This window comes from Acidovorax sp. sif1233 (assembly GCF_019218755.1).
Taxonomy (GTDB): Bacteria; Pseudomonadota; Gammaproteobacteria; order Burkholderiales; family Burkholderiaceae_C; genus Acidovorax.
Genome location: NZ_JAHUWZ010000001.1, coordinates 1,148,338 through 1,167,262, shown reverse-complemented (window position 1 = coordinate 1,167,262; position 18,925 = coordinate 1,148,338). Strand labels below are relative to the sequence as shown.

The 18,925-nt window shown below is 66.8% G+C and carries 15 protein-coding genes, 1 tRNA gene and 1 pseudogene; 7 read left to right on the top strand and 10 right to left on the bottom strand.

Going from position 1 to position 18,925, the window contains the following annotated elements; all coding sequences use genetic code 11:
* Positions 1-38: 38 nt before the first annotated feature.
* The 8 genes and pseudogenes from KW843_RS05325 to cysS form a co-directional block, all read right to left on the bottom strand.
* Positions 39-1,496 (bottom strand): aldehyde dehydrogenase family protein, encoded by a 1,458-nt coding sequence (locus KW843_RS05325; protein WP_218294030.1) that lies wholly within the window; start codon positions 1,494-1,496, stop codon positions 39-41.
* 25 nt (positions 1,497-1,521) lie between these two features.
* Positions 1,522-3,123, bottom strand: a complete 1,602-nt coding sequence (locus tag KW843_RS05320) for a GMC family oxidoreductase (protein WP_218294029.1) — start codon at positions 3,121-3,123, stop codon at positions 1,522-1,524.
* A 722-nt stretch (positions 3,124-3,845) separates the two neighbouring features.
* Positions 3,846-3,938: transfer RNA gene (locus tag KW843_RS05315), tRNA-Ser, on the bottom strand.
* A 45-nt stretch (positions 3,939-3,983) separates the two neighbouring features.
* A pseudogene (locus KW843_RS05310) lies at positions 3,984-4,560 on the bottom strand (ACT domain-containing protein); the annotation flags it as partial.
* Between the two features lie 9 nt (positions 4,561-4,569).
* A complete protein-coding gene (tilS, locus tag KW843_RS05305; RefSeq protein WP_218294028.1) occupies positions 4,570-5,535 on the bottom strand; it encodes a tRNA lysidine(34) synthetase TilS in 966 nt (321 codons plus the stop codon).
* 202 nt (positions 5,536-5,737) lie between these two features.
* Positions 5,738-6,715, bottom strand: coding sequence for an acetyl-CoA carboxylase carboxyltransferase subunit alpha (locus KW843_RS05300; RefSeq protein ID WP_218294027.1), 978 nt, complete (start codon positions 6,713-6,715; stop codon positions 5,738-5,740).
* A gap of 226 nt (positions 6,716-6,941) precedes the next feature.
* Entirely contained in the window at positions 6,942-7,613 is a 672-nt protein-coding gene (locus KW843_RS05295; protein WP_218294026.1) for a DNA-3-methyladenine glycosylase 2 family protein, read from the bottom strand.
* 48 nt (positions 7,614-7,661) lie between these two features.
* Positions 7,662-9,044 (bottom strand): cysteine--tRNA ligase, encoded by a 1,383-nt coding sequence (gene cysS / locus KW843_RS05290; protein WP_218294025.1) that lies wholly within the window; start codon positions 9,042-9,044, stop codon positions 7,662-7,664.
* A gap of 214 nt (positions 9,045-9,258) precedes the next feature.
* On the opposite strand from cysS, the gene KW843_RS05285 reads away from it, so the two are divergent.
* The 6 genes from KW843_RS05285 (at position 9,259) to KW843_RS05260 (ending at position 14,541) form a co-directional block, all read left to right on the top strand.
* Complete coding sequence (locus tag KW843_RS05285; protein ID WP_218294024.1) at positions 9,259-10,341, top strand: tetratricopeptide repeat protein; 1,083 nt, start codon at positions 9,259-9,261, stop codon at positions 10,339-10,341.
* A 94-nt stretch (positions 10,342-10,435) separates the two neighbouring features.
* The gene (locus KW843_RS05280) at positions 10,436-11,731 is read left to right on the top strand and encodes a L,D-transpeptidase family protein (RefSeq protein WP_218294023.1); all 1,296 of its coding nucleotides are present in this window, start codon (positions 10,436-10,438) and stop codon (positions 11,729-11,731) included.
* Positions 11,728-12,309, top strand: coding sequence for a peptidylprolyl isomerase (locus KW843_RS05275; RefSeq protein ID WP_218294022.1), 582 nt, complete (start codon positions 11,728-11,730; stop codon positions 12,307-12,309). Before KW843_RS05280 ends, KW843_RS05275 begins: the two co-directional genes overlap by 4 nt.
* A gap of 36 nt (positions 12,310-12,345) precedes the next feature.
* On the top strand, positions 12,346-12,852 hold the full coding sequence (locus KW843_RS05270; RefSeq protein ID WP_218294021.1) for a peptidylprolyl isomerase: 507 nt from the start codon (positions 12,346-12,348) through the stop codon (positions 12,850-12,852).
* 33 nt (positions 12,853-12,885) lie between these two features.
* Positions 12,886-13,671, top strand: a complete 786-nt coding sequence (locus KW843_RS05265) for a UDP-2,3-diacylglucosamine diphosphatase (protein WP_218294460.1) — start codon at positions 12,886-12,888, stop codon at positions 13,669-13,671.
* 36 nt (positions 13,672-13,707) lie between these two features.
* Entirely contained in the window at positions 13,708-14,541 is an 834-nt protein-coding gene (locus KW843_RS05260; protein ID WP_218294020.1) for a zinc-dependent peptidase, read from the top strand.
* Positions 14,542-14,629: 88 nt separating this feature from the next.
* Here KW843_RS05260 and mdeB read toward each other — a convergent pair whose 3' ends face one another.
* A complete protein-coding gene (mdeB, locus tag KW843_RS05255; protein ID WP_218294019.1) occupies positions 14,630-17,299 on the bottom strand; it encodes an alpha-ketoglutarate dehydrogenase in 2,670 nt (889 codons plus the stop codon).
* Positions 17,300-17,400: 101 nt separating this feature from the next.
* On the opposite strand from mdeB, the gene KW843_RS05250 reads away from it, so the two are divergent.
* A complete protein-coding gene (locus tag KW843_RS05250; RefSeq protein ID WP_218294018.1) occupies positions 17,401-17,868 on the top strand; it encodes an Lrp/AsnC family transcriptional regulator in 468 nt (155 codons plus the stop codon).
* Between the two features lie 12 nt (positions 17,869-17,880).
* On the opposite strand, the gene KW843_RS05245 is transcribed toward KW843_RS05250, so the two are convergent.
* Entirely contained in the window at positions 17,881-18,894 is a 1,014-nt protein-coding gene (locus KW843_RS05245) for an AraC family transcriptional regulator (RefSeq protein WP_218294017.1), read from the bottom strand.
* Positions 18,895-18,925 lie beyond the last annotated feature (31 nt).

The window sequence follows — 18,925 nt, the reverse complement described above, 5'->3', positions numbered from 1 at the left end:
TGAAATTCGCGGCGTCCGCTGCGGGGCGCCGAGCCATCTCAGGCCGGGGTGCTCAGCGAAAACGTCACGACCTTTTCGTCGGTCATGTCGCGGATCGCATACTTCGGACCTTCGAAGCCGTAGCCGCTGTCCTTGACGCCGCCATAAGGCATGCCGTCATTGCGCGAGCTGGAGGTTTCGTTCACATGCAAGCCGCCCACGCGCAGATGGCGGGCCATGTAGAAAGCGGTGTTCACGTCATTGGTGAAGACACCGGCGGCCAGGCCGTAGGGCGTGGCATTGATGCTGTCGATGACCTCGGACACCGTCTGGAACGGCATCAGGGTGACGACCGGCGCGAAGATTTCCTGGTCCACCACCTTCATCCCGGGTCGCACGTCGGCCAGGATCGTCGGCTCCAGCACGGACCCTTCTCGCTGGCCGCCCGTGACCAGCCGTGCGCCCTGGGCCACCGCCTCGAGCACCCAGGCCTGCGCGCGCATGGCCTCTTTCTCGGCAATCATCGGCCCCACATCGGTCCCGGCCTGCCGCGGATCGCCGCTCTTGAGCGCGCGCGTGGCCTGTTCCAGCCGGGCCGCGACTTCCTCGACCCGGGATTGCGCCACATACAGGCGCTGGATCGACGTGCACACCTGGCCCGCCTTGCGGAACGTGGCACGCAGAATGCGCGGCAAGGCCATGTCGAGATCGGCGTCTTCACAGATCACCGTGCAGGCGATGCTGCCCAGTTCGAGCTGCGTGCGCCGGCTGCCCGCCTTTTGCTGGATGATGCGGCCGACCCGCGTGCTGCCGGTGAAGGTGTAGAAGTCGATGCCCTGCTCGTCCAGCAGCCATTCCCCCGCCTCCGCGCCTTCTCCATGGACCAGGGAAATGAGTTCGGCGGGCCAGCCGGCCTCCAGCAGAACGTCGCAGATCAGGCTGGCAGTCAACGGGGTGTATCCAGAAGGTTTCAGGATGACCGCATTGCCCGCGGCAATGGCCGGTGCGATTTTGTGCAGCAAGGCGTTGAACGGCGCATTGAAAGGCGTGATGGCGCACACGACGCCCACCGGCGTGCGCAGGGTAAAGGCAATGCGATCTTTCTGGCCGGGGTTGCCATCCATGGGGATCATCTCGCCGCAGATGCGCTTGGCCTCCTCGGCCGAGATTTCCAGCGTATCCAGGCCGCGGTCGATTTCACCGGACGATTCTGCCGCGGTGAACCCCGCCTCCAGCACCATGATGTCGATGAAGCGCTGTCTGCGGGCCTGGATGATCTCCGCCGCCTTGCGCAGGATGCGTGAACGCTTGTAGCCGTCCGGCGCCTGCTTCACATGGCGGCGCGCCACGGCCACGGCCTGCCGGATGTGCTCCCGGGAGGTCTGGTCCACCTGGGCGATCGTCTCGCCCGAGTAGCGGTCGCGCACGGCGAAGCTGGCGCCGCTACCCACGCGTTGCCCCGCGATCAGGCTCAGCGTCGAAACGGATTCGAGAACTTGGGGAAGGGATGCTGACATTGCGTTGTCTCCAGTCATAGATGCTTTACTTCGCCAAAATCATGTCGGCCGCCTTTTCGCCAACCATCAGGCTGGCGGCCAGGGTGTTGGCGGACGGAACCTGGGGCATGACGGACGCATCCGCGACGCGCAGGTTTTCGCAGCCATGGACCCGCAGCGCGGCATCGACCACGGCCATGCGGTCCTCGCGCGGACCCATCTTGCAGGTGCCCACCATGTGATAGCCGGTCGTGCCCTTCTGCCGGGCATAGTCCAGCCACTCGTCGTCGGTGGCGATGTCCTTGCCAGGCTGCAGCTCCTTCACCAGGTAGGGCGCCATCGCCGAGGAGGCCATCAGTTGCCGGGCGAGCTTCAGCGCTTCGACCAGCGTGCGCTGGTCCAGCTCATGGCTGAGAAAGTTCGGCTGGAGCAGCGGCGCCTGCAGCGGGTCCCTGGACTGGATGTGCACATAGCCGCTGCTTTCAGGCCGCTGCTGCCTGGCGCCCGTGCTCATGCCCGGCATGTCGTCGAGCACGTAGTTGCTGCCCTCCTTGTAGCTGGCCGGCGTGAACAGGATCTGGATGTCGCCGCGCGCGGGGCTGAGTGGGGTTCGCCAGAAGACATGCACGAGCGAAGGGCTCAGCGCCAGGATGCTCGGCTTGCCCGCGAACCACCTGAGCACCTCCTTGCCCAGGCGCCATCCCCGGGACAACTCGTTGAGCGTCGTGGCGCCTTGCGCCCGCGCAATGCTGCGCACCGTATAGTGATCGCGAAAATTCGCGCCCACACCAGGCAGATGCTGCTTGACGGCGACGCCATGCGGGCGCAGCAGCTCGGAGTCTCCAAGGCCTGACAGTTGCAGGATCTTGGGCGAGTTCACGGCCCCCGCGCTGAGGATCACCTCCTTGTTGGCGTAGACCGTGTGCGACGCGCCATGCCGGATGTACTTCACGCCAACGGCGCGATGGCCCTGGAACAGGACTTCCGACACCACGGCGTTTGTCTTCAGTTGCACCCGACCGGTCTGCATTGCCGGCCGCAGGAAAGCATCGGAACAATTGACGCGCCGGTTCCTGTGGATGTAGCGCTGGAAATACCCCGCGCCCAGCTGCTCCCTGCCGTTGTAGTCGGGGTTGCAGGGAATACCGAATTCCTCGCATCCCTTGATGAAGGCATCGCACAGCGGCGAAGCCCAGTCGGGATTCGTGATGGGCAGTTCCCCGGCCGTGCCGCGAAACTCCGGATCGCAAGGCCCCAGCCGGCGCTCCGAACGCTTGAAGTAGGGCAGGACGTCGGCATAGCCCCAGCCGGCATTTCCCATTTTTTCCCAGTCATCGAAGTCCTCGCGCTGACCGCGCGAATACACCAGGCCATTGACCGAGCTGGAGCCCCCCACCACCCGCCCCTGCGGCATGGCAATTTTTCTGTTGTGCGTCGCGGCGGCAGGTTCGGTCTGGTAGTTCCAGGTGATCTTCCCGCCGTACAGGGTTTTGACGAAACCGACAGGAACGCGAATGAAGAAATCCTTGTCCTCGGAACCCGCCTCGATGACGCAAATGCTGTGATGGGTCCGCTCGCTCAGCCTTCTGGCGATGACTGAACCCGCCGGCCCTGAGCCGACGATGATGTAGTCCACGTACTCGTGCATTGTTGGTTCTCCGCCGTGCTTGCGGCGCGTTTGATCTAACTTGCACGTAGACTAAGCCCGCAGAAACATTCAAACAATCAATCTTTTTTTATATAAAAACATAGGCATTTTTTATACTTTTAATGGGCAGCCACTTCGACGACTGGAAAATCAAGAAGTAGCCTGTTGATATCCACACAAAGCTGAACGGGCGCGCACAGAGCCGAGCGCATCGGCCGCACGCCCGGCACCGGCCCGAATCCTGTGGACGGCACCAAGAGCCTGCGCGTACCGGCGGGAGACACGGCCCCCCTGATTCACGCTGCAGGAGGTCGAACCAGCGCTGGCAGACCTGTGCAAGTGCTGCAGCCCGGAGGGGGCGGCGCTTTTTGAGTTCGCGACCTTTGCGGGGCTGCGCGTCAGTGAGCCGACCGGGCGGCAGCCGTGATCGGGCGATCAGCGGGGCGGCCGCAAGCAGTTGGGAGAGTCATCGGTGGTGTTCGCGCCCTGATGCCTGGCACTCATCGCGGGAGCTGGCTCGTAGCCTTCAGGTGGTGGCGCGGGACTGCGCCAGGCGACTCCCCAACGCGGACCGCGAACGCAACCCGGCTGTCCGTCAATGCGGCGCGAGGCCCCTCAGGACGAAGCACGGGCAACCGGGTGAAATGCCCGTTGCGGTGCCAGTTCCTTGGGCACAAAAGAGAAAAGCCCCGAGTGAATCAATCACTCAGGGCTTTTGCGTCTGGCGGAAACGGAGGGATTCGAACCCTCGATGAGGCTCTACACCCCATACTCCCTTAGCAGGGGAGCACCTTCGGCCACTCGGTCACGTTTCCAATCCCGCTATTATGCCCCATTTCCGGGGCGCTTCTGGCGGGTGAGGCGGCTTGCTGGTCCAGCTCGAACGCCTTGCGCAGGCTGCGCACGGCCAGTTCGACGTACTCCTCGTCGATCACGACGGAGGTCTTGATCTCGGAGGTAGAGATCATCTGGATGTTGATGCCCTCCTCGCGCAGCGTGCGGAACATCTTGCTCGCCACGCCCACGTGGCTGCGCATGCCGCTGCCGACGATGCTCACCTTGCAGCAGCTGGTGTCGCCCACGACCTCCTGCGCGCCCAGCACGGGCACCACTTTCTCCTTGAGCAGCTCGACGGTGCGCGCGCAATCGTTGCGGTGCACGGTGAAGCTGAAGGTGGTCTTGCCGTCCTTGCCCACGTTCTGGATGATCACGTCGACCTCGATGTTGGCATCGGCCACGGCGCCCAGGATCTGGTGGGCGATGCCCGGCTTGTCGGGCACACCCAGCACGGAGATCTTGGCTTCGTCGCGGTTGAATGTGATGCCGGATACGACGGCTTGTTGCATTTTTTGTCTTTTTCAAAAGTGATCCGCGTGCGGACCTGGCTTCTTCGTTGACGTCGATGCACCAGGGCGTGAAGCTGGACAGCCCGCGCATGGACATCACTTAGGGGGCCAACACCTCTGGACTGTACCAATCGAGTTCCGGCCCGGACCGGACGGCAAAACCATGCCCGACCTTGATGTGGATGCGGTGGCCGCGTGTGGTGCACGACTGCACCTGGTCGAGCAGTTCATTCAATTGCGCCGCGGCCGCCGTGGTGTGGTGCTCGACGCGCAGCCAGTGGCGCAGCACATTGGCCTGCCGGGCGCGGTTCAGGCCCTGCAAGGCCCGGATGCGCGGCGGTGCGCCCACGATGGCCAGGTCCTGCAGTGCAAGTTCTTCCAGCAGTTCGTCCGCCTGCGCAGCATGCAGGGCGGACCGCGCAAAGGTGTCGCGAAACGCAGGGAATGCGGCCTCCAGCACGGGCAAGATCCTCGCGCGGATGCGGTTGCGCGTGAAGCGCTCATCGGCATTGGTCGGGTCTTCCACCCAGCCCTGCCCCTGTGCCCGCAGCCACTGGCGCACGTCAGCCCCGGCCACCCGCAGCAGGGGGCGGTGCCAGTCAATGCCCGCGCGGCGCCATCGGGCGGGCATCGCCGCCAGCCCGGCCACACCGGCCCCGCGCGACAGGGCCAGCACGAGCGTTTCGACCTGGTCATCCGCGTGCTGCGCGATTGCTATTGATTTAATAGCATCATGCGCTTGACTGGCAAGCGCTACCGCCTCAAATGCCTTGTACCTTGCCTGCCGTGCAGCGTCTTCCGGGCTTTGCCCCGGCGCGTGGCGGGCGTCCGGGCGCTGCACCGCCAGCGGCACATCCAGGGCTTGGCACAGGTCTTCGCAGTGCCGCGCAAAACCGTCAGCCGCTGGCTGCAAGCCATGGTGCACGTGGATCGCCCGCACCTGGCCAGGCCAGCGCCGGGCGCATGCCAGCAGCAGCGCCGTGGAATCCGCACCGCCGCTGAATCCGACCGCCAGGGGCAGCGCAGGCTCGAAGGCCTGCATGGCCGCGTCGAAGGACAAGGTCATGTCCATGCCTCCCCGTGGCGCCAGGGCAAGGGCCAGGAACCTGTGGCGGCGTCAACAACAACAAGGGCAACAAGGGGGCGGCGGCACATGGCGGCCGATTATCGGCGCCTCCCGGCCACGGCAACGGCGGAGAACCCTGTCCAGAAGCACCAACGGCCCCGCAGGGCCGTTGGTGTTGGGCAGGAAAGCGTCCCCGGAACCGTCAGCGGCTCTCCGCCTTGGTGTCGCTGAACCGGCCGTAGCTTTGCAGGCGGTCATAGCGGCGGTCCAGCAGGTCCTTCGTCTTCAGGTCCGCCACCTGGCGGAACGCATCGCCCAGCGCGCGCTTGAGGAAGGCCGCCATCTGCTTGTGGTCGCGGTGGGCGCCGCCCACGGGCTCGCTGACGATCTTGTCCACCAGGCCCAGCGCTTTCAGGCGGTGGGCGGTGATGCCCAGGGCATCGGCGGCTTCCTGCGCTTTTTCGCTGGTTTTCCAGAGGATGGAGGCGCAGCCTTCGGGGCTGATCACGGAGTAGATGGCGTACTGCAGCATCACCACCTGGTCAGCCACGCTGATCGCCAGCGCGCCGCCGGAGCCGCCCTCGCCGATGATGGTGGTGATGATGGGCACTTCGAGTTGCGCCATCTCGAAGATGTTCCGGCCGATGGCCTCGGACTGGCCGCGTTCCTCGGCATCGATGCCAGGGTAGGCGCCGGGCGTGTCCACAAAGGTGAACACGGGCAGCTTGAATTTCTCGGCCGTCTTCATGAGGCGTAGGGCCTTGCGGTAGCCCTCGGGCTTGCTCATGCCGAAGTTGCGCATCGCGCGCTCCTTGGTGTCGCGCCCCTTCTGGTGGCCCAGCACCATGCAGGCATGGCCGTTGAAGCGTGCCAGCCCCCCCACGATGGACAGGTCGTCCGCGTAGTGGCGGTCGCCGTGCAGCTCCACGAAGTCGGTGAAGATGTCGCGCACGTAGTCGAGCGTGTAGGGGCGCTCGGGGTGGCGGGCGATCTTGGTGATCTGCCAGGGCGACAGCTCGCTGTAGATGTCCTTGGTGAGCTGCTGGCTTTTCTTGCTCAGCTGGTCGATCTCTTCCGAGATATCGACGGCACTCTCGGTCTGCACGTAGCGCAGTTCTTCGATTTTGGATTCGAGTTCGGCAATCGGCTGCTCGAAATCCAGAAAGGTCTTTTTCGCCAACGTTGTTCTCCTTGGGGCGCGCCGGGGTGCGGGCGCCACGAATGGCACGCACTGTAACCGACGCGTTACGAGTTTGGTATGACGCTTGTCCAACAAATAAAAAGTCCGCTGTCCCGGGCGCTGCGCACCACCTACAGCCCACGAAACGGGCGCGCCCCACGAGGAGGGCCGCCGCGCTCGCGGCGCTCCCGGGCACGCGGCGCACGGGGACCCAGGGGCATCTCGCTCAGTACGCCACGGGAAGCGGATCCAGCGATCGCCAAATATACCAAGTCGCCACGCTGCACCAGGGCTTCCAGGCCTCGGCCACTTCGCGGGCATCGCTGCGGCTGACCGGATCGCCCGAAAAGTAATTCTGGCTGATGCCGGTGATCAGCCCCACGTCGTCCAGCGGCAGCACGTTGGGGCGCATCATGTAGAAGATGAGGAACATCTCGGCCGTCCAGCGACCGATGCCGCGGATGGCCACCAGTTCGGCAATGATGGCCTCGTCATCCATCGCGGCCCAGTCCTTCACGTGCAGCTTGCCGCCCTCGAAGTGCATCGCCAGGTCCACCAGGTAGTCGACCTTGCGCGCAGACAGGCCCGCGGCCCGCATGTCGTCGATCTTGAGCTTGAGCACGCTGGCGGGCTTCATGCTGCGGGGCATCGCGGCAAAGCGCTCCCACACGGTCTGCGCGGCCTTCACCGAGATCTGCTGGCCCACGATGGAGCGCGCGAGCGTGGTGAACGCATCGCCGCGTGTCTGCAGCGCCGCGTCGCCAAACTGGGGAATCAGGCGCTTCATCACCCGGTCCTTCTTGACTAGGTGCTTGCAGGCCTCCGCCCAGTAGTCGGGCGTGGCCAGCGCCGGCTCGGCCACAAGCACTTCGGATGCTATCCTTTTAGAAGCTGCCACCGGGCGTCCCATCTGCCCAGCAGGCGTTTTCCATGACAAACACAACGATCACTGCGCGGCTTCCCAGGTGGTGCCAGCGGCGGAGTCCTTGAGCACGATGCCCTGGGCCAGCAATGCATTGCGGATGCGGTCGGCCTCGGCGAAATCCTTGCCCGCCTTGGCAGCGGCGCGCGCGGCGATCCGGGCCTGGATTTCGGCTTCGTCCATACCGCCCGCCCCGGCCTGCAGGAAGGCCTTGGGGTCGCCCTGCAGCACCCCCAGGCAACCACCCAGCGCCTTGAGCAGCCCCGCCAGTTCGACAGATCGGGTCTTGTTGACCTCACCGGCCAGGTCGAACAGCACGGCCATGGCTTCGGGGGTGCCGAAGTCCTCGTCCATCGCGGCCTTGAAGCGGGCGGCATGCGGCGCCGCCCAGTCAATGGCCGCCACCTCGGCGGGCGCCACGAGGTTCAGGGCGGTGTACAGGCGCTTCAAGGCCTGGCGCGCGTCGTCCAGGTGGGCATCGCTGTAGTTCAGGGCGCTGCGGTAGTGGGCCCGCACGATGAAAAACCGCACCGTCTCGGCGTCGTACTTCGCCAGCACGTCGCGGATGGTGAAGAAGTTGCCCAGCGACTTGCTCATCTTCTCGTTGTCCACGCGCACGAAGCCGTTGTGCACCCAGAAGCGCGCCAGGGGCTTGCCATTGGCGCCTTCGCTCTGGGCGATCTCGTTCTCGTGGTGCGGGAACTGCAGGTCCATGCCGCCGCCGTGGATGTCGAAGGTCTCGCCCAGCGTGGCGCCGCACATGGCCGAGCACTCGATGTGCCAGCCAGGGCGGCCCGAGCCGAATTCGCTGTCCCACTTGGCCTCGGGTGGCTCCTCGGGCTTGGAGGATTTCCACAGCACGAAATCGAGCGGGTCTTCCTTGCCATCGAGCACGGCCACGCGCTCACCCGCGCGCAATTCGTCGAGCGACTTGCCCGAGAGCTTGCCGTAGCCGTCGAACTTGCGCACGGAGTAGTTCACGTCGCCATTGCCGGCGCGGTAGGCCAGGCCCTTGCCTTCCAGCGTGCCGATCAGCGAAAGCATCTGGGGCACGTATTCGGTGGCGCGCGGCTCCAGCGACGGGGGCTCGATGCCCAGCGCCGCGATGTCGGTGTGCATGGCGGCGATCATCTCGTCCGTGAGGGCACGGATGGTGATGCCCCGCTCCAGCGCGCGCTTGATGATCTTGTCGTCAATGTCCGTGATGTTGCGCACATAGGTGACGCGGTAGCCACTGCTTTTCAGCCAGCGCTGCACGACATCGAACGCCATCATCATGCGGGCGTGGCCGATGTGGCACAGGTCATAGATGGTCATGCCGCACACGTACATGCGCACATGGCCAGGTTCGAGCGGGGAAAACTCCTCCAATGCACGCGACAGCGTGTTGTAGATGCGCAAACTCATGGGATTTCAGTCACGGGGGATGGGGTGGTTGGGTGAAAAAGGTTCACCCGGCAGCAGGGGGCAAAGGCCCCTGGAGGGAGTTGGCCCAGCAAGGGGCCTCCAGCGAAATCACCCGCGGCAACAGCGCACCGTCATGACAACCCCCTCAGCTACAATCCGCCGCAGTATAAGCCCCCGCCCGGGACAGACGCTGCCCAACACCCTTGAATCCCCCATGAAGCAAGTCCGACGCACCCTCCCCCACCTGCTGCGCCTGCTGGCACTGACCGCGCTGCTGGGCACCGGTGCGGCCCATGCGGACGACTATGCGGAAATCACCCAGCTGATCAAGGCCGGCAAGCCGGCCGAAGCCCTGGTGAAGGCCGACCAGCGCCTTGCCGCCGCCCCGCGCGACCCACAGCTGCGCTTCTTGCGCGGCGTGGCGCAGGCGGACTCGGGCAAGCCCGGCGATGCGATCACCACGTTCACCAAGCTCACGGAAGAGTATCCCGAGCTGCCCGAGCCCTACAACAATCTGGCGGTGCTGTATGCCAGCCAGAACCAGCTGGACAAGGCCCGCACGGCGCTCGAAATGGCGATCCGCACCAACCCGAGCTACGCCACCGCCCATGAGAACCTGGGCGACATCTATGCCAAGCTGGCCAGCCAGGCCTACAACAAGGCGCTGCAGCTGGATGCGGCCAACGCCAGCTCCGTCAAGCCCAAGCTGGCGCTGATCCGCGAGCTGTTCACTGCGGAAGCCGCCGCCGGCAAGCCCGCCCGCCCCGGGGCCGCGGCTCCCGCGCCGGCACCAGCCGTGGCGGCCACGCAGCGGCCCGCCGCAACGGCACCCGCCGCTGCAGCGCCCGTGGCAGCCCCTTCACCGGCGCCTGCCGCGCCAGCGCCCGCACCCGCTGCCGCGGCATCCCCCGCTCCGGCCATTGCCGCGTCGCCCGCCGCCGCTGCCGGCGATGCGTCCCTGCAGGCCGCCGTTACCGCGGCCGTGCAGGCCTGGGCCGCCGCCTGGTCCGCCAAGGACATGACCGCCTACCTCGGCGCCTACGACAAGTCATTCGATCCTCCCGGCCGCCAGACCCGTGCCGCCTGGGAAAAGGAGCGTGAAGCGCGCATCGTCGGAAAATCCAGGATCAGCGTGCAGATCTCCGACATCTCGGTCGCGGTCAACGGCGACAAGGCCACGGCCCGTTTCCGCCAGGCCTACACGGCCGATGCGCTCAATGTCGCCAGCCGCAAGACGCTGGACATGGTGAACCACAACGGCCGCTGGACCATCGTTCGCGAATCCACCGGCGGCTGACCGTGACGAAGCGCGGCGCAGCCGGCCCTGCGATGGCGGCGGCGCGCGCTGTTTCTGCCTCCCTGCCCTGACCTGACCTGAAACGATTTCGCACATGCTTGTGGCGTTGTCCGCACGAAGCCGCCCGGCCGTGGCGGGCGCCCTTTGCCTGGCGGCGCTCCTGCACGCAGCCCCGGTGCTGCCCCAGAGCGCCAAGTCCCGGGGCGCGGCGGCCGCCACCTCGGCCCGGCCCATGCAAGCCGCGGGCTCCACGGCACCCGCCCTGCGCGATGGACAGGCGGAGGCGCGCCTCATGGGGGTGTACCAGCTCATCGCCGAGGGCCGCCACCGCGAAGCGCTGGCGCAGGCCGAGGCCCTGGCGCGCGACTATCCCAACTTCCAGCTGGCGCAACTGGTGGTGGGCGACCTGCTGATGGCGCGCACGCGGCCGATCCGCCGCCTGGGCGATGTGCCCGAGCCCGATTCGGCCCGCAGCATCCAGACGGCTGCCACGCTGGAAGAGCTGCGCAACGAATCGCGCCAGCGCGTGGATGCCCAGCGCAGCCGCCCCCCGGCGCACAGCATCCCGGCGCAGTTCCTGGAGCTCTCGCCCCGCTCCCGCCATGCCATCGCGGTGGATGCCTCGCGTTCGCGCCTGTACCTGTTCGAGAACACCCCCAAGGGCCTGCAGCTGGTCGCCGACTACTACGCTTCGGTCGGCAAGCTGGGCATCGAGAAGAACCTGGAAGGCGACCAGCGCACCCCGCTGGGCGTCTACTTCATCACCAGCCGGCTGGACCCCGCCACGCTCAAGGACTTCTACGGCGCGGGCGCGCTGCCCATCAACTACCCCAACCCCCTGGACCAGAGCCGGGGCAAGACCGGTGGCGGCATCTGGCTGCACGGCACGCCGCCCGACCAGTTTGCCCGCGCGCCCCTGGCCACCGATGGCTGCCTGGTGCTGGCCAATCCCGACCTCGAACGCATCCTGCGCACGGTGGAGCCCCGCTCCACGCCCGTGGTCATCGCGCGCCAGCTGCAGTGGGTGGCACCGCACGCGGTACAGGCGGACCGCAAATCCTTCGACGCGGTGCTCAACGCCTGGCGCAGCGCCAAGACCGAGGGCGACATGAGCCGCCTGATGGGTTTCTACGCGCCGGACTTCCAGAGCTACCGCAAGAAACCGCTGCAAGAGTGGTCCCAGGTGCTCCAGGCCGAGACCCGCGCATTGCGGGGCAGGGAACTACACCTCAAGGACAAGTCTTACCTGCGCTGGACAGATTCCGCCGACACCATGGTGGTAACGTTCGGCGAAGTCGCCGCAGGCGCCCGCACGGGCCCCGTCAAGCGCCAGTACTGGGCGCGGCGGGGCCAACAATGGCAGATATTTTTCGAAGGAGTGATTGGATGATTTCCAGAAGAAATTCGACCCTGGCGCTTGCCAGCATTGCGCTGACAGCTATTTTTTCAGTAGCGTCCGTACAGGCGCAAGACGCCCCCAAGGTCAAGCTGTCCACCTCGATGGGCGACATCGTGGTGCAACTCGACCCGGCCAAGGCGCCCAAGACAGTGGAAAACTTCCTGGGCTACGTCAAGGACAAGACCTATGACGGCACCGTGTTCCACCGCGTGATCGATGGTTTCATGATCCAGGGCGGCGGCTACACCGCCGACCTGATTCCCAAGCCCACCAAGGCCCCGATTCCGCTGGAAGCCGGCAACGGCCTCAAGAACGACAACTACACCATCGCCATGGCGCGCACGGGCAACCCCAACTCGGCCACGTCGCAGTTCTTCATCAACGTGAAGGACAACGCGATGCTCAATGCTCCCAGCCCCGACGGCCATGGCTATGCCGTGTTCGGCAAGGTGGTGAGCGGCACCGAGGTGGTCGACAAGATCAAGGCCGTGGCCACCGGCAACAAGGGCCCGCACCAGAACGTGCCCACCGCCCCCGTCACCATCAACTCCGCCACCCTGGTGAAGTAACCCATTTTTGATTGACTGATTGAAAGAACCCTTGCCATGAGCAACCCCCAAGTCGAACTGCACATCGCCGGCTACGGCGTCATCACCCTCGAACTCGACGCCGCCAAGGCGCCCAAGTCGGTCGAGAACTTCCTGGCCTACGTGAACAAGGGCCACTACAACAACACCATCTTCCACCGTGTGATCCCCGGCTTCATGGTGCAAGGCGGCGGCTTCGAGCCCGGCATGACACAAAAGGGCACCGACGCGCCCATCGAGAACGAAGCCAACAACGGCCTGAAGAACGCCAACTACACCGTGGCCATGGCCCGCACCAGCGACCCGCACTCGGCCACCGCCCAGTTCTTCATCAACGTGGCCGACAACGGCTTCCTGAACCACACCGCCCCCTCGGCCCAGGGCTGGGGCTATGCCGTGTTCGGCAAGGTGGTTGGCGGCGCCGACGTGGTCGACAAGATCAAGGCCGTGAAGACGGGCCGCAAGGGCTTCCACGACGATGTGCCGAAGGAAGACGTGATCATCGAGAAGGCTGTCGCACTCTGATCTCGCGTTGATCTGACCTCCGTCTCCGTGACGATGACCGTGCCCCGGTTCGAGGAGCTTGCCGCTCCCGCGCACTGGCGCACGGTCGATTTCATTTCCGACCTGCACCTGCAGGCCAGCGAGCCTGCCACCGTGGCCGCCTGGCAGGACTACCTGGCCGGCACCGAAGCGGATGCCCTCTTCATCCTGGGCGATCTGTTCGAGGTCTGGGTGGGGGACGACGCCATCGGCGAAACCGGCAGCTTCGAGGCCCAGGGCTGCGCGGCCCTGCGCGCGGCGTCGCAGCGCCTGCCCGTGTACTTCATGCACGGCAACCGCGACTTCCTGGCGGGCCCTGCGTTCCTTGCGCAGTGTGGCATCACCGGCCTGGCGGACCCGACGGTCCTGGTGTTTGACGGCCAGCGCTTCGTGCTGAGCCATGGCGACCTGCTGTGCCTGGACGATGTGGACTACCAGCGCTTTCGCGTGCAGGCCCGCAGTGCCGGGTGGCAGCAGCAGTTTCTGGCGCAGCCCCTGGCGACGCGCCGCGCGCAGGCACGCGGCATCCGCCAGGAGAGCGAGGCGCGCAAACAATCGGGCGCCATCTATGCCGACGTGGACGGCCCGGCTGCCATCGCCTGGCTGCAGGCGGCCCAGGCACATACGCTCATTCACGGCCACACCCACCGTCCCGCCGACCACGCACTGGCCCCCGGCTTGCGGCGTGTGGTGCTCAGCGACTGGGACGCGGCCGCATTGCCGCCCCGCGCGGAAATACTGCGTTTGTCCCGCGCGGGCTTGGAACGGCTGCCCCTGGCCCCCAAGTACCAGCGATCCTGAACTGCGCGGGGCTTCACCTCCCGCCGCCTGATCGCCATGCCCCCTCTCCTCCACCGGCTCTGGAGCCGTGTCCGCGCCACCGTGTCCCCCGTGCCCGACATCTCGGCCACGCTGTGGCTCCAGACCCTGCAGCGCTACCCGTTCCTGGCGGCGCTCTCGCTGCACGACCAGTCCAAGCTGCGCGCGCTCAGCGCCCTCTTCCTGCACCACAAGGAATTCCACGGCGCGCACGGCCTGGTGGTGACCGATGCCATGGCCATCGACATCGCGGCCCAGGCCTGCCTGCCCCTGCTGCACTGGGGCGACCCGGCCCGGGCGCTGGACTGGTACGACGATTTCGTGGGCATCGTGCTGCACCCCGGCGAGGCCGTGGCGCGCCGCAAGACGGTGGACGAAGCCGGTGTGGTGCATGAACATACGCAGGTGCTGCTGGGCGAGGCCATGGACCGCGGCCCCATCATGCTCAGCTGGGCACACGCCTCCAACGGGCGTGAGAACACTGAGCGCGGCCACAACGTGGTGGTGCACGAGTTCGTTCACAAGCTCGACATGCGCAGCGGCGAGCCCAACGGCTGCCCGCCATTGCCCGCAGGCTTCATGGGCACGCGCACAGGGCGCGCGGCCTACGAAGCCTGGTGGGCCGCCTGGGAGCCCGCGTACGAACAGTTCCGAGAACGCGTGATCCTGGCCGAGCGCTTCGGCGCGGAACGCCCCTGGCTGGACGCCTACGGGGCCACATCGCAGTCCGAATTCTTTGCCGTGGCCTGCGAGGCCTACTTTGTGAACCGGGACCGGTTCGCGCAGGAGTTTCCGGCGCTGATGCCGGTGCTGGACGCGTTTTTCAAGCGGCCCGCTGTGGCAAGTGCATGACCGTTCCCCGCGTCATGCGCCCCACCGCCGCCAGTGAAGAAAGCGCCACAAAGCGGCGTTGGCCAGGAGGCGGCGCCGTCCACACACCCTACCCCGCCAATGCAAACCGGGCTGCGCGCGCCACCGCCGCCGCATCCACCCCAAAAAACACCCGCAGCGCCGCCCGTGTATCGCTGCGCCCAAAACCGTCCGTTCCCAATGTCATGAATCGGCGTCCTCCAGGCACGAACGCGCGCACGGTCTCCGGCACGGCGCGCACATAGTCGGTGGCGGCAATCACCGGGCCGCGTGTGCCCGCCAGTTGCTGCGTCAGCCACGCCACGCCGGGCCGCGCCTCCCCCTGCAGCGCACGCTGTTCGCAGGCCACGCCGTCGCGGGCCAGCTCGCTCCAGCTGGTCACGCTGAGCACGGTCACGTCCACGCCCTCGCCTGCCAGCAGTTCGGCTGCCTTGACCACCTCGGTCAGGATGGCGCCGGAGCCCATCAGGGTGACGCTTTTGGATGAAATTGGCCCTTCACGGCCGTCCATCAAGCGCGGATAGCTCCTGAAAACATAGCAACCTCGCAGCACACCTTCTGCCGCATCGGCAGGCAGGTCGGGCTGGGCGTAGTTCTCGTTCATCAGCGTCACGTAGTAGAAGACGTCGCGCTGCTCGGTCACCATCTCGCGCATGCCGGCGTCGATGATCACGGCCATCTCGCCCGCGTATGCCGGGTCGTAGGCCTTGCAGTTGGGGATGGTGGCGGCTACCAGGTGGCTGGAGCCGTCCTGGTGCTGCAGGCCCTCGCCGCCCAGCGTGGTGCGGCCCGAGGTGGCGCCCAGCAGGAAGCCGCGCGCACGCTGGTCTGCGGCGGCCCAGATGGCGTCGCCCACGCGCTGGAAGCCGAACATCGAGTAGTAGATGTAGAACGGCAGCATGGCCAGGCCGTGCACGCTGTAGCTGGTGGCCGCGGCCGTCCAGCTGGCGATGGCGCCGGCCTCGCTGATGCCTTCTTCCAGAATCTGGCCGTCCAGCGCCTCGCGGTAGCTCAGCACCGAGCCGATGTCCTCGGGCGCATAGCGCTGGCCCACGCTGCTGTAGATGCCGACCTGCTTGAACAGGTTGGCCATGCCGAAGGTGCGCGCCTCGTCGGCCACGATGGGCACGATGCGCGGGCCCAGCGTGGCGTCCTTGAGCAGGCTGCCCAGCATGCGCACGAAGGCCATGGTGGTGCTCATCTCCTTGGCCTGCGGCTGCAGCGCGAACTGCGCGTAGCCCTCGATGGCGGGCACGGGCAGCGCATCGCAGGCCGTCTCGCGGCGCGGCAGGTAGCCGCCCAGGTTCTGGCGGTGGCCGCGCAGGTAGCGCATCTCGGGGCTGTCTTCGGCGGGCTTGAAGAACGCGAGGCTGGTGGCCTGCTCGTCGGACAGGGGCAGGTTGAAGCGGTTGCGGAACTCGATGAGGTCCGTCTCGTCGAGCTTCTTCTGGCTGTGCGTGGTCATCTTGCCCTGGCCGGCCGTGCCCATGCCGTAGCCCTTCTTGGTGTGCGCCAGGATCACGGTGGGCTGGCCCTTATGGGCGCTGGCTGCAGCGTAGGCGGCGTGGATCTTCACCAGGTCGTGCCCGCCGCGTTTCAGGCGGTCGATCTGCTCGTCCGTCATGCCCTGGGCCAGGGCCGCGAGCTCGGGGTTCTGGCCGAAGAAGTTGTCGCGGTTGAAGCGCCCGTCCTTGGCGGCAAAGGTCTGCATCTGGCCGTCCACCGTGCCTTCGAGCGTGCGCACCAGCGCACCGGTCAGGTCGCGGGCGAACAGGCCGTCCCAGTCGCTGCCCCACACGAGCTTGACCACGTTCCAGCCCGCACCGGCGAACAGGCGCTCCAGCTCGTCGATGATGCGGCCGTTGCCGCGCACCGGGCCGTCCAGCCGCTGCAGGTTGCAGTTGACCACCCAGACCAGGTTGTCGAGGCCTTCCCGCGCGGCCAGGGTCAGCGCGCTCATGCTCTCGGGCTCGTCCATCTCGCCATCGCCGAACACGCCCCAGACCTTGCGCGCCGAGCAGTCGAGCAGGTTGCGGTGCGTGAGGTAGCGCATGAAGCGCGCGTGGTAGATGCTGCTGATGGGACCGATCCCCATCGACCCCGTGGGAAACTGCCAGAAGTCCGGCATCAGCCAGGGGTGGGGGTAGCTCGACAGGCCCTGCGCGCCCGCACCCGGTGCCGTGAGCTCCTGGCGGTAGTGTTTCAGGTCCTGCTCGGACAGGCGCCCTTCGAGGAACGCCCGCGCATACACGCCCGGCGCGCTGTGCGGCTGGAAGAACACCAGGTCGCCCCGGTGCTGGCCTTCGCCCAGGCCCTCACGGGCACGGAAGAAGTGGTTGAAGCCGCTCTCGAAAAGATCGGCCGCGCTGGCGTAGCTGGCGATGTGGCCGCCCAGTTCGCCATAGGCCTGGTTGGCGCGCACCACCATCGCCAGCGCGTTCCAGCGCACGATGGAAGCCACGCGCTCCTCGATGGCGAGGTCGCCGGGGAAGACGGGCTGGTCCTGCACCGCCACGGTGTTCACATACGGCGTGTTCAGGTCCGGCTGCCAGCCGATGCGCTGCGCGCGCGCCAGGCGCACCAGTTCCTGCAGCATGTGCCGCGCCCGCTCCGGGCCTTCGGTGGCGACCAGCGCCAGGAAGGCGTCGCGCCACTCGGCGGTTTCTTCGGGGTCCGTATCGGCCAACGGTGCGGCCGATGCCGGCGTGAGCAGGTGGTGGTGTGCGGTGGGGGCGTTCATGCCGCAACTGTAGCCATTGCCGCCCCGAATGGGATGCCGTTGTAGCCCACCAAAGCGCCCATCACAGCATTTCATGCGGCCAACAGACTACACTGCAGCACATGAAGCTGGATACCCTGGATTTGCGCATTCTGGCCGAGCTGCAGGCCGACGGTTCCCTGTCCAACGTGGAGCTGGCGCGGCGCGTGCACCTCTCGCCCTCGCCGTGCCTTGCGCGCGTGAAGGCGCTGGAGGCCGCGGGCGTCATCAGCCGCTACGTCGCACTGGCCAACGCGGCCGCCCTGGGCCTGGGGCTCAACGTGTTCATCAGCATCAGCCTGAAGACGCAGAGCAAGGAGGCGCTGGGCGACTTCGAGCAGCGCATCGCCGAGCACGACGAGGTGATGGAGTGCTACCTGATGAGCGGCGACAGCGATTACCTGATCCGGGTGGCCGTGCCCGACATCGGGGCGCTGGAGCGCTTCATCCTGGAGCGCCTCGCCCCCATCACCGGAGTGGAAAAGATCCGCTCGAGCTTCGCGCTCAAGCAAGTGCGCTACAAGACGGCGCTGCCGCTGCCCCGGGCGTAGGGCCCCTTTTTTTCACTCCGCCCGCGCAGTGCTCGGCGGGTGGCCAATGATGCGCTTGTACGCCCGGCTGAACGAGGCCTCCGACTCGTAGCCCAGCCGGTGGGCCGCCACGGCCACGCGCATGCCGTCGCGCGCGATCCAGCGGCGCGCCTGCGACATCTTCACCTTGGCCACGTAGCGCGCCGGGCTCTCGCCCATGGTGCGCGTGAACGATTCGGAAAAGCTCGAGCGCGACGCGCCCATCAGGTCAGCCAGCAGCGGCACGTTCCAGTCGCGCTCGGGCTCGGCGTGGATGGCGGCGATCACCTTGCCGATGCGCGGGCAGCGCACGGCGGCGATCCAGCCCGTGGGGTTGTTGCAGCTGCACTCCACCCAGGCGCGGATGATGCTGGCGGCCAGCGCATCGGCCAGGCGCGCGAGGATCGCGCAGGCGCCCATGCGGTCCTGCTCCACCTCGCGCTCCATGGCGTCGAGCAGCACCGGCACGGTGGTGTCGCGCCGGGCCAGGTCGCCGGCCATCATCACCGCCGGCATCATGGCCATCAGCGGGTGCAGCGGGTCGAGGTTGAAGCGCAACGCGCCGCTGAACAGCACGTCGGGGGCCAGCGGCGGAGGTGGCGCGACGGGGGCCCCCAGGGGCGCGTGGCCCGCATCGCGGCCGTCCACCAGGTAGATGTTCTCGGACACGGGCTTGCGCGCCAGCGAATCGATGTCCACCGGCGGCACGTCGGGCGAGCTGGCCAGCACGTGGAAGCTGCCGTGCGGCAGCAGCACCGCATCGCCCGGGTTCAGGCGCTGCCAGTCGGTACCCGGCGTGCGCAGCCAGGCTCCGCCATGGCCCACGAAGTGGAAACGCGCCGAGCGCTGCGCTGGGAAGGCGATGGCCCACGGCGGCTGCAGCACGCAGCGGCCATACTCCACGCCGTCCAGGCGCAGGCCGAGCAGGATCTGGGTCAGCAGGTCCGGCGGCTCCGCGAACGGCTGCTGGGGGATCTGGTTGAAGGGTTTGGACAAAAAGTCAAGCATCTCGGCTTTTACGGCATGGAAACGCCGCCAT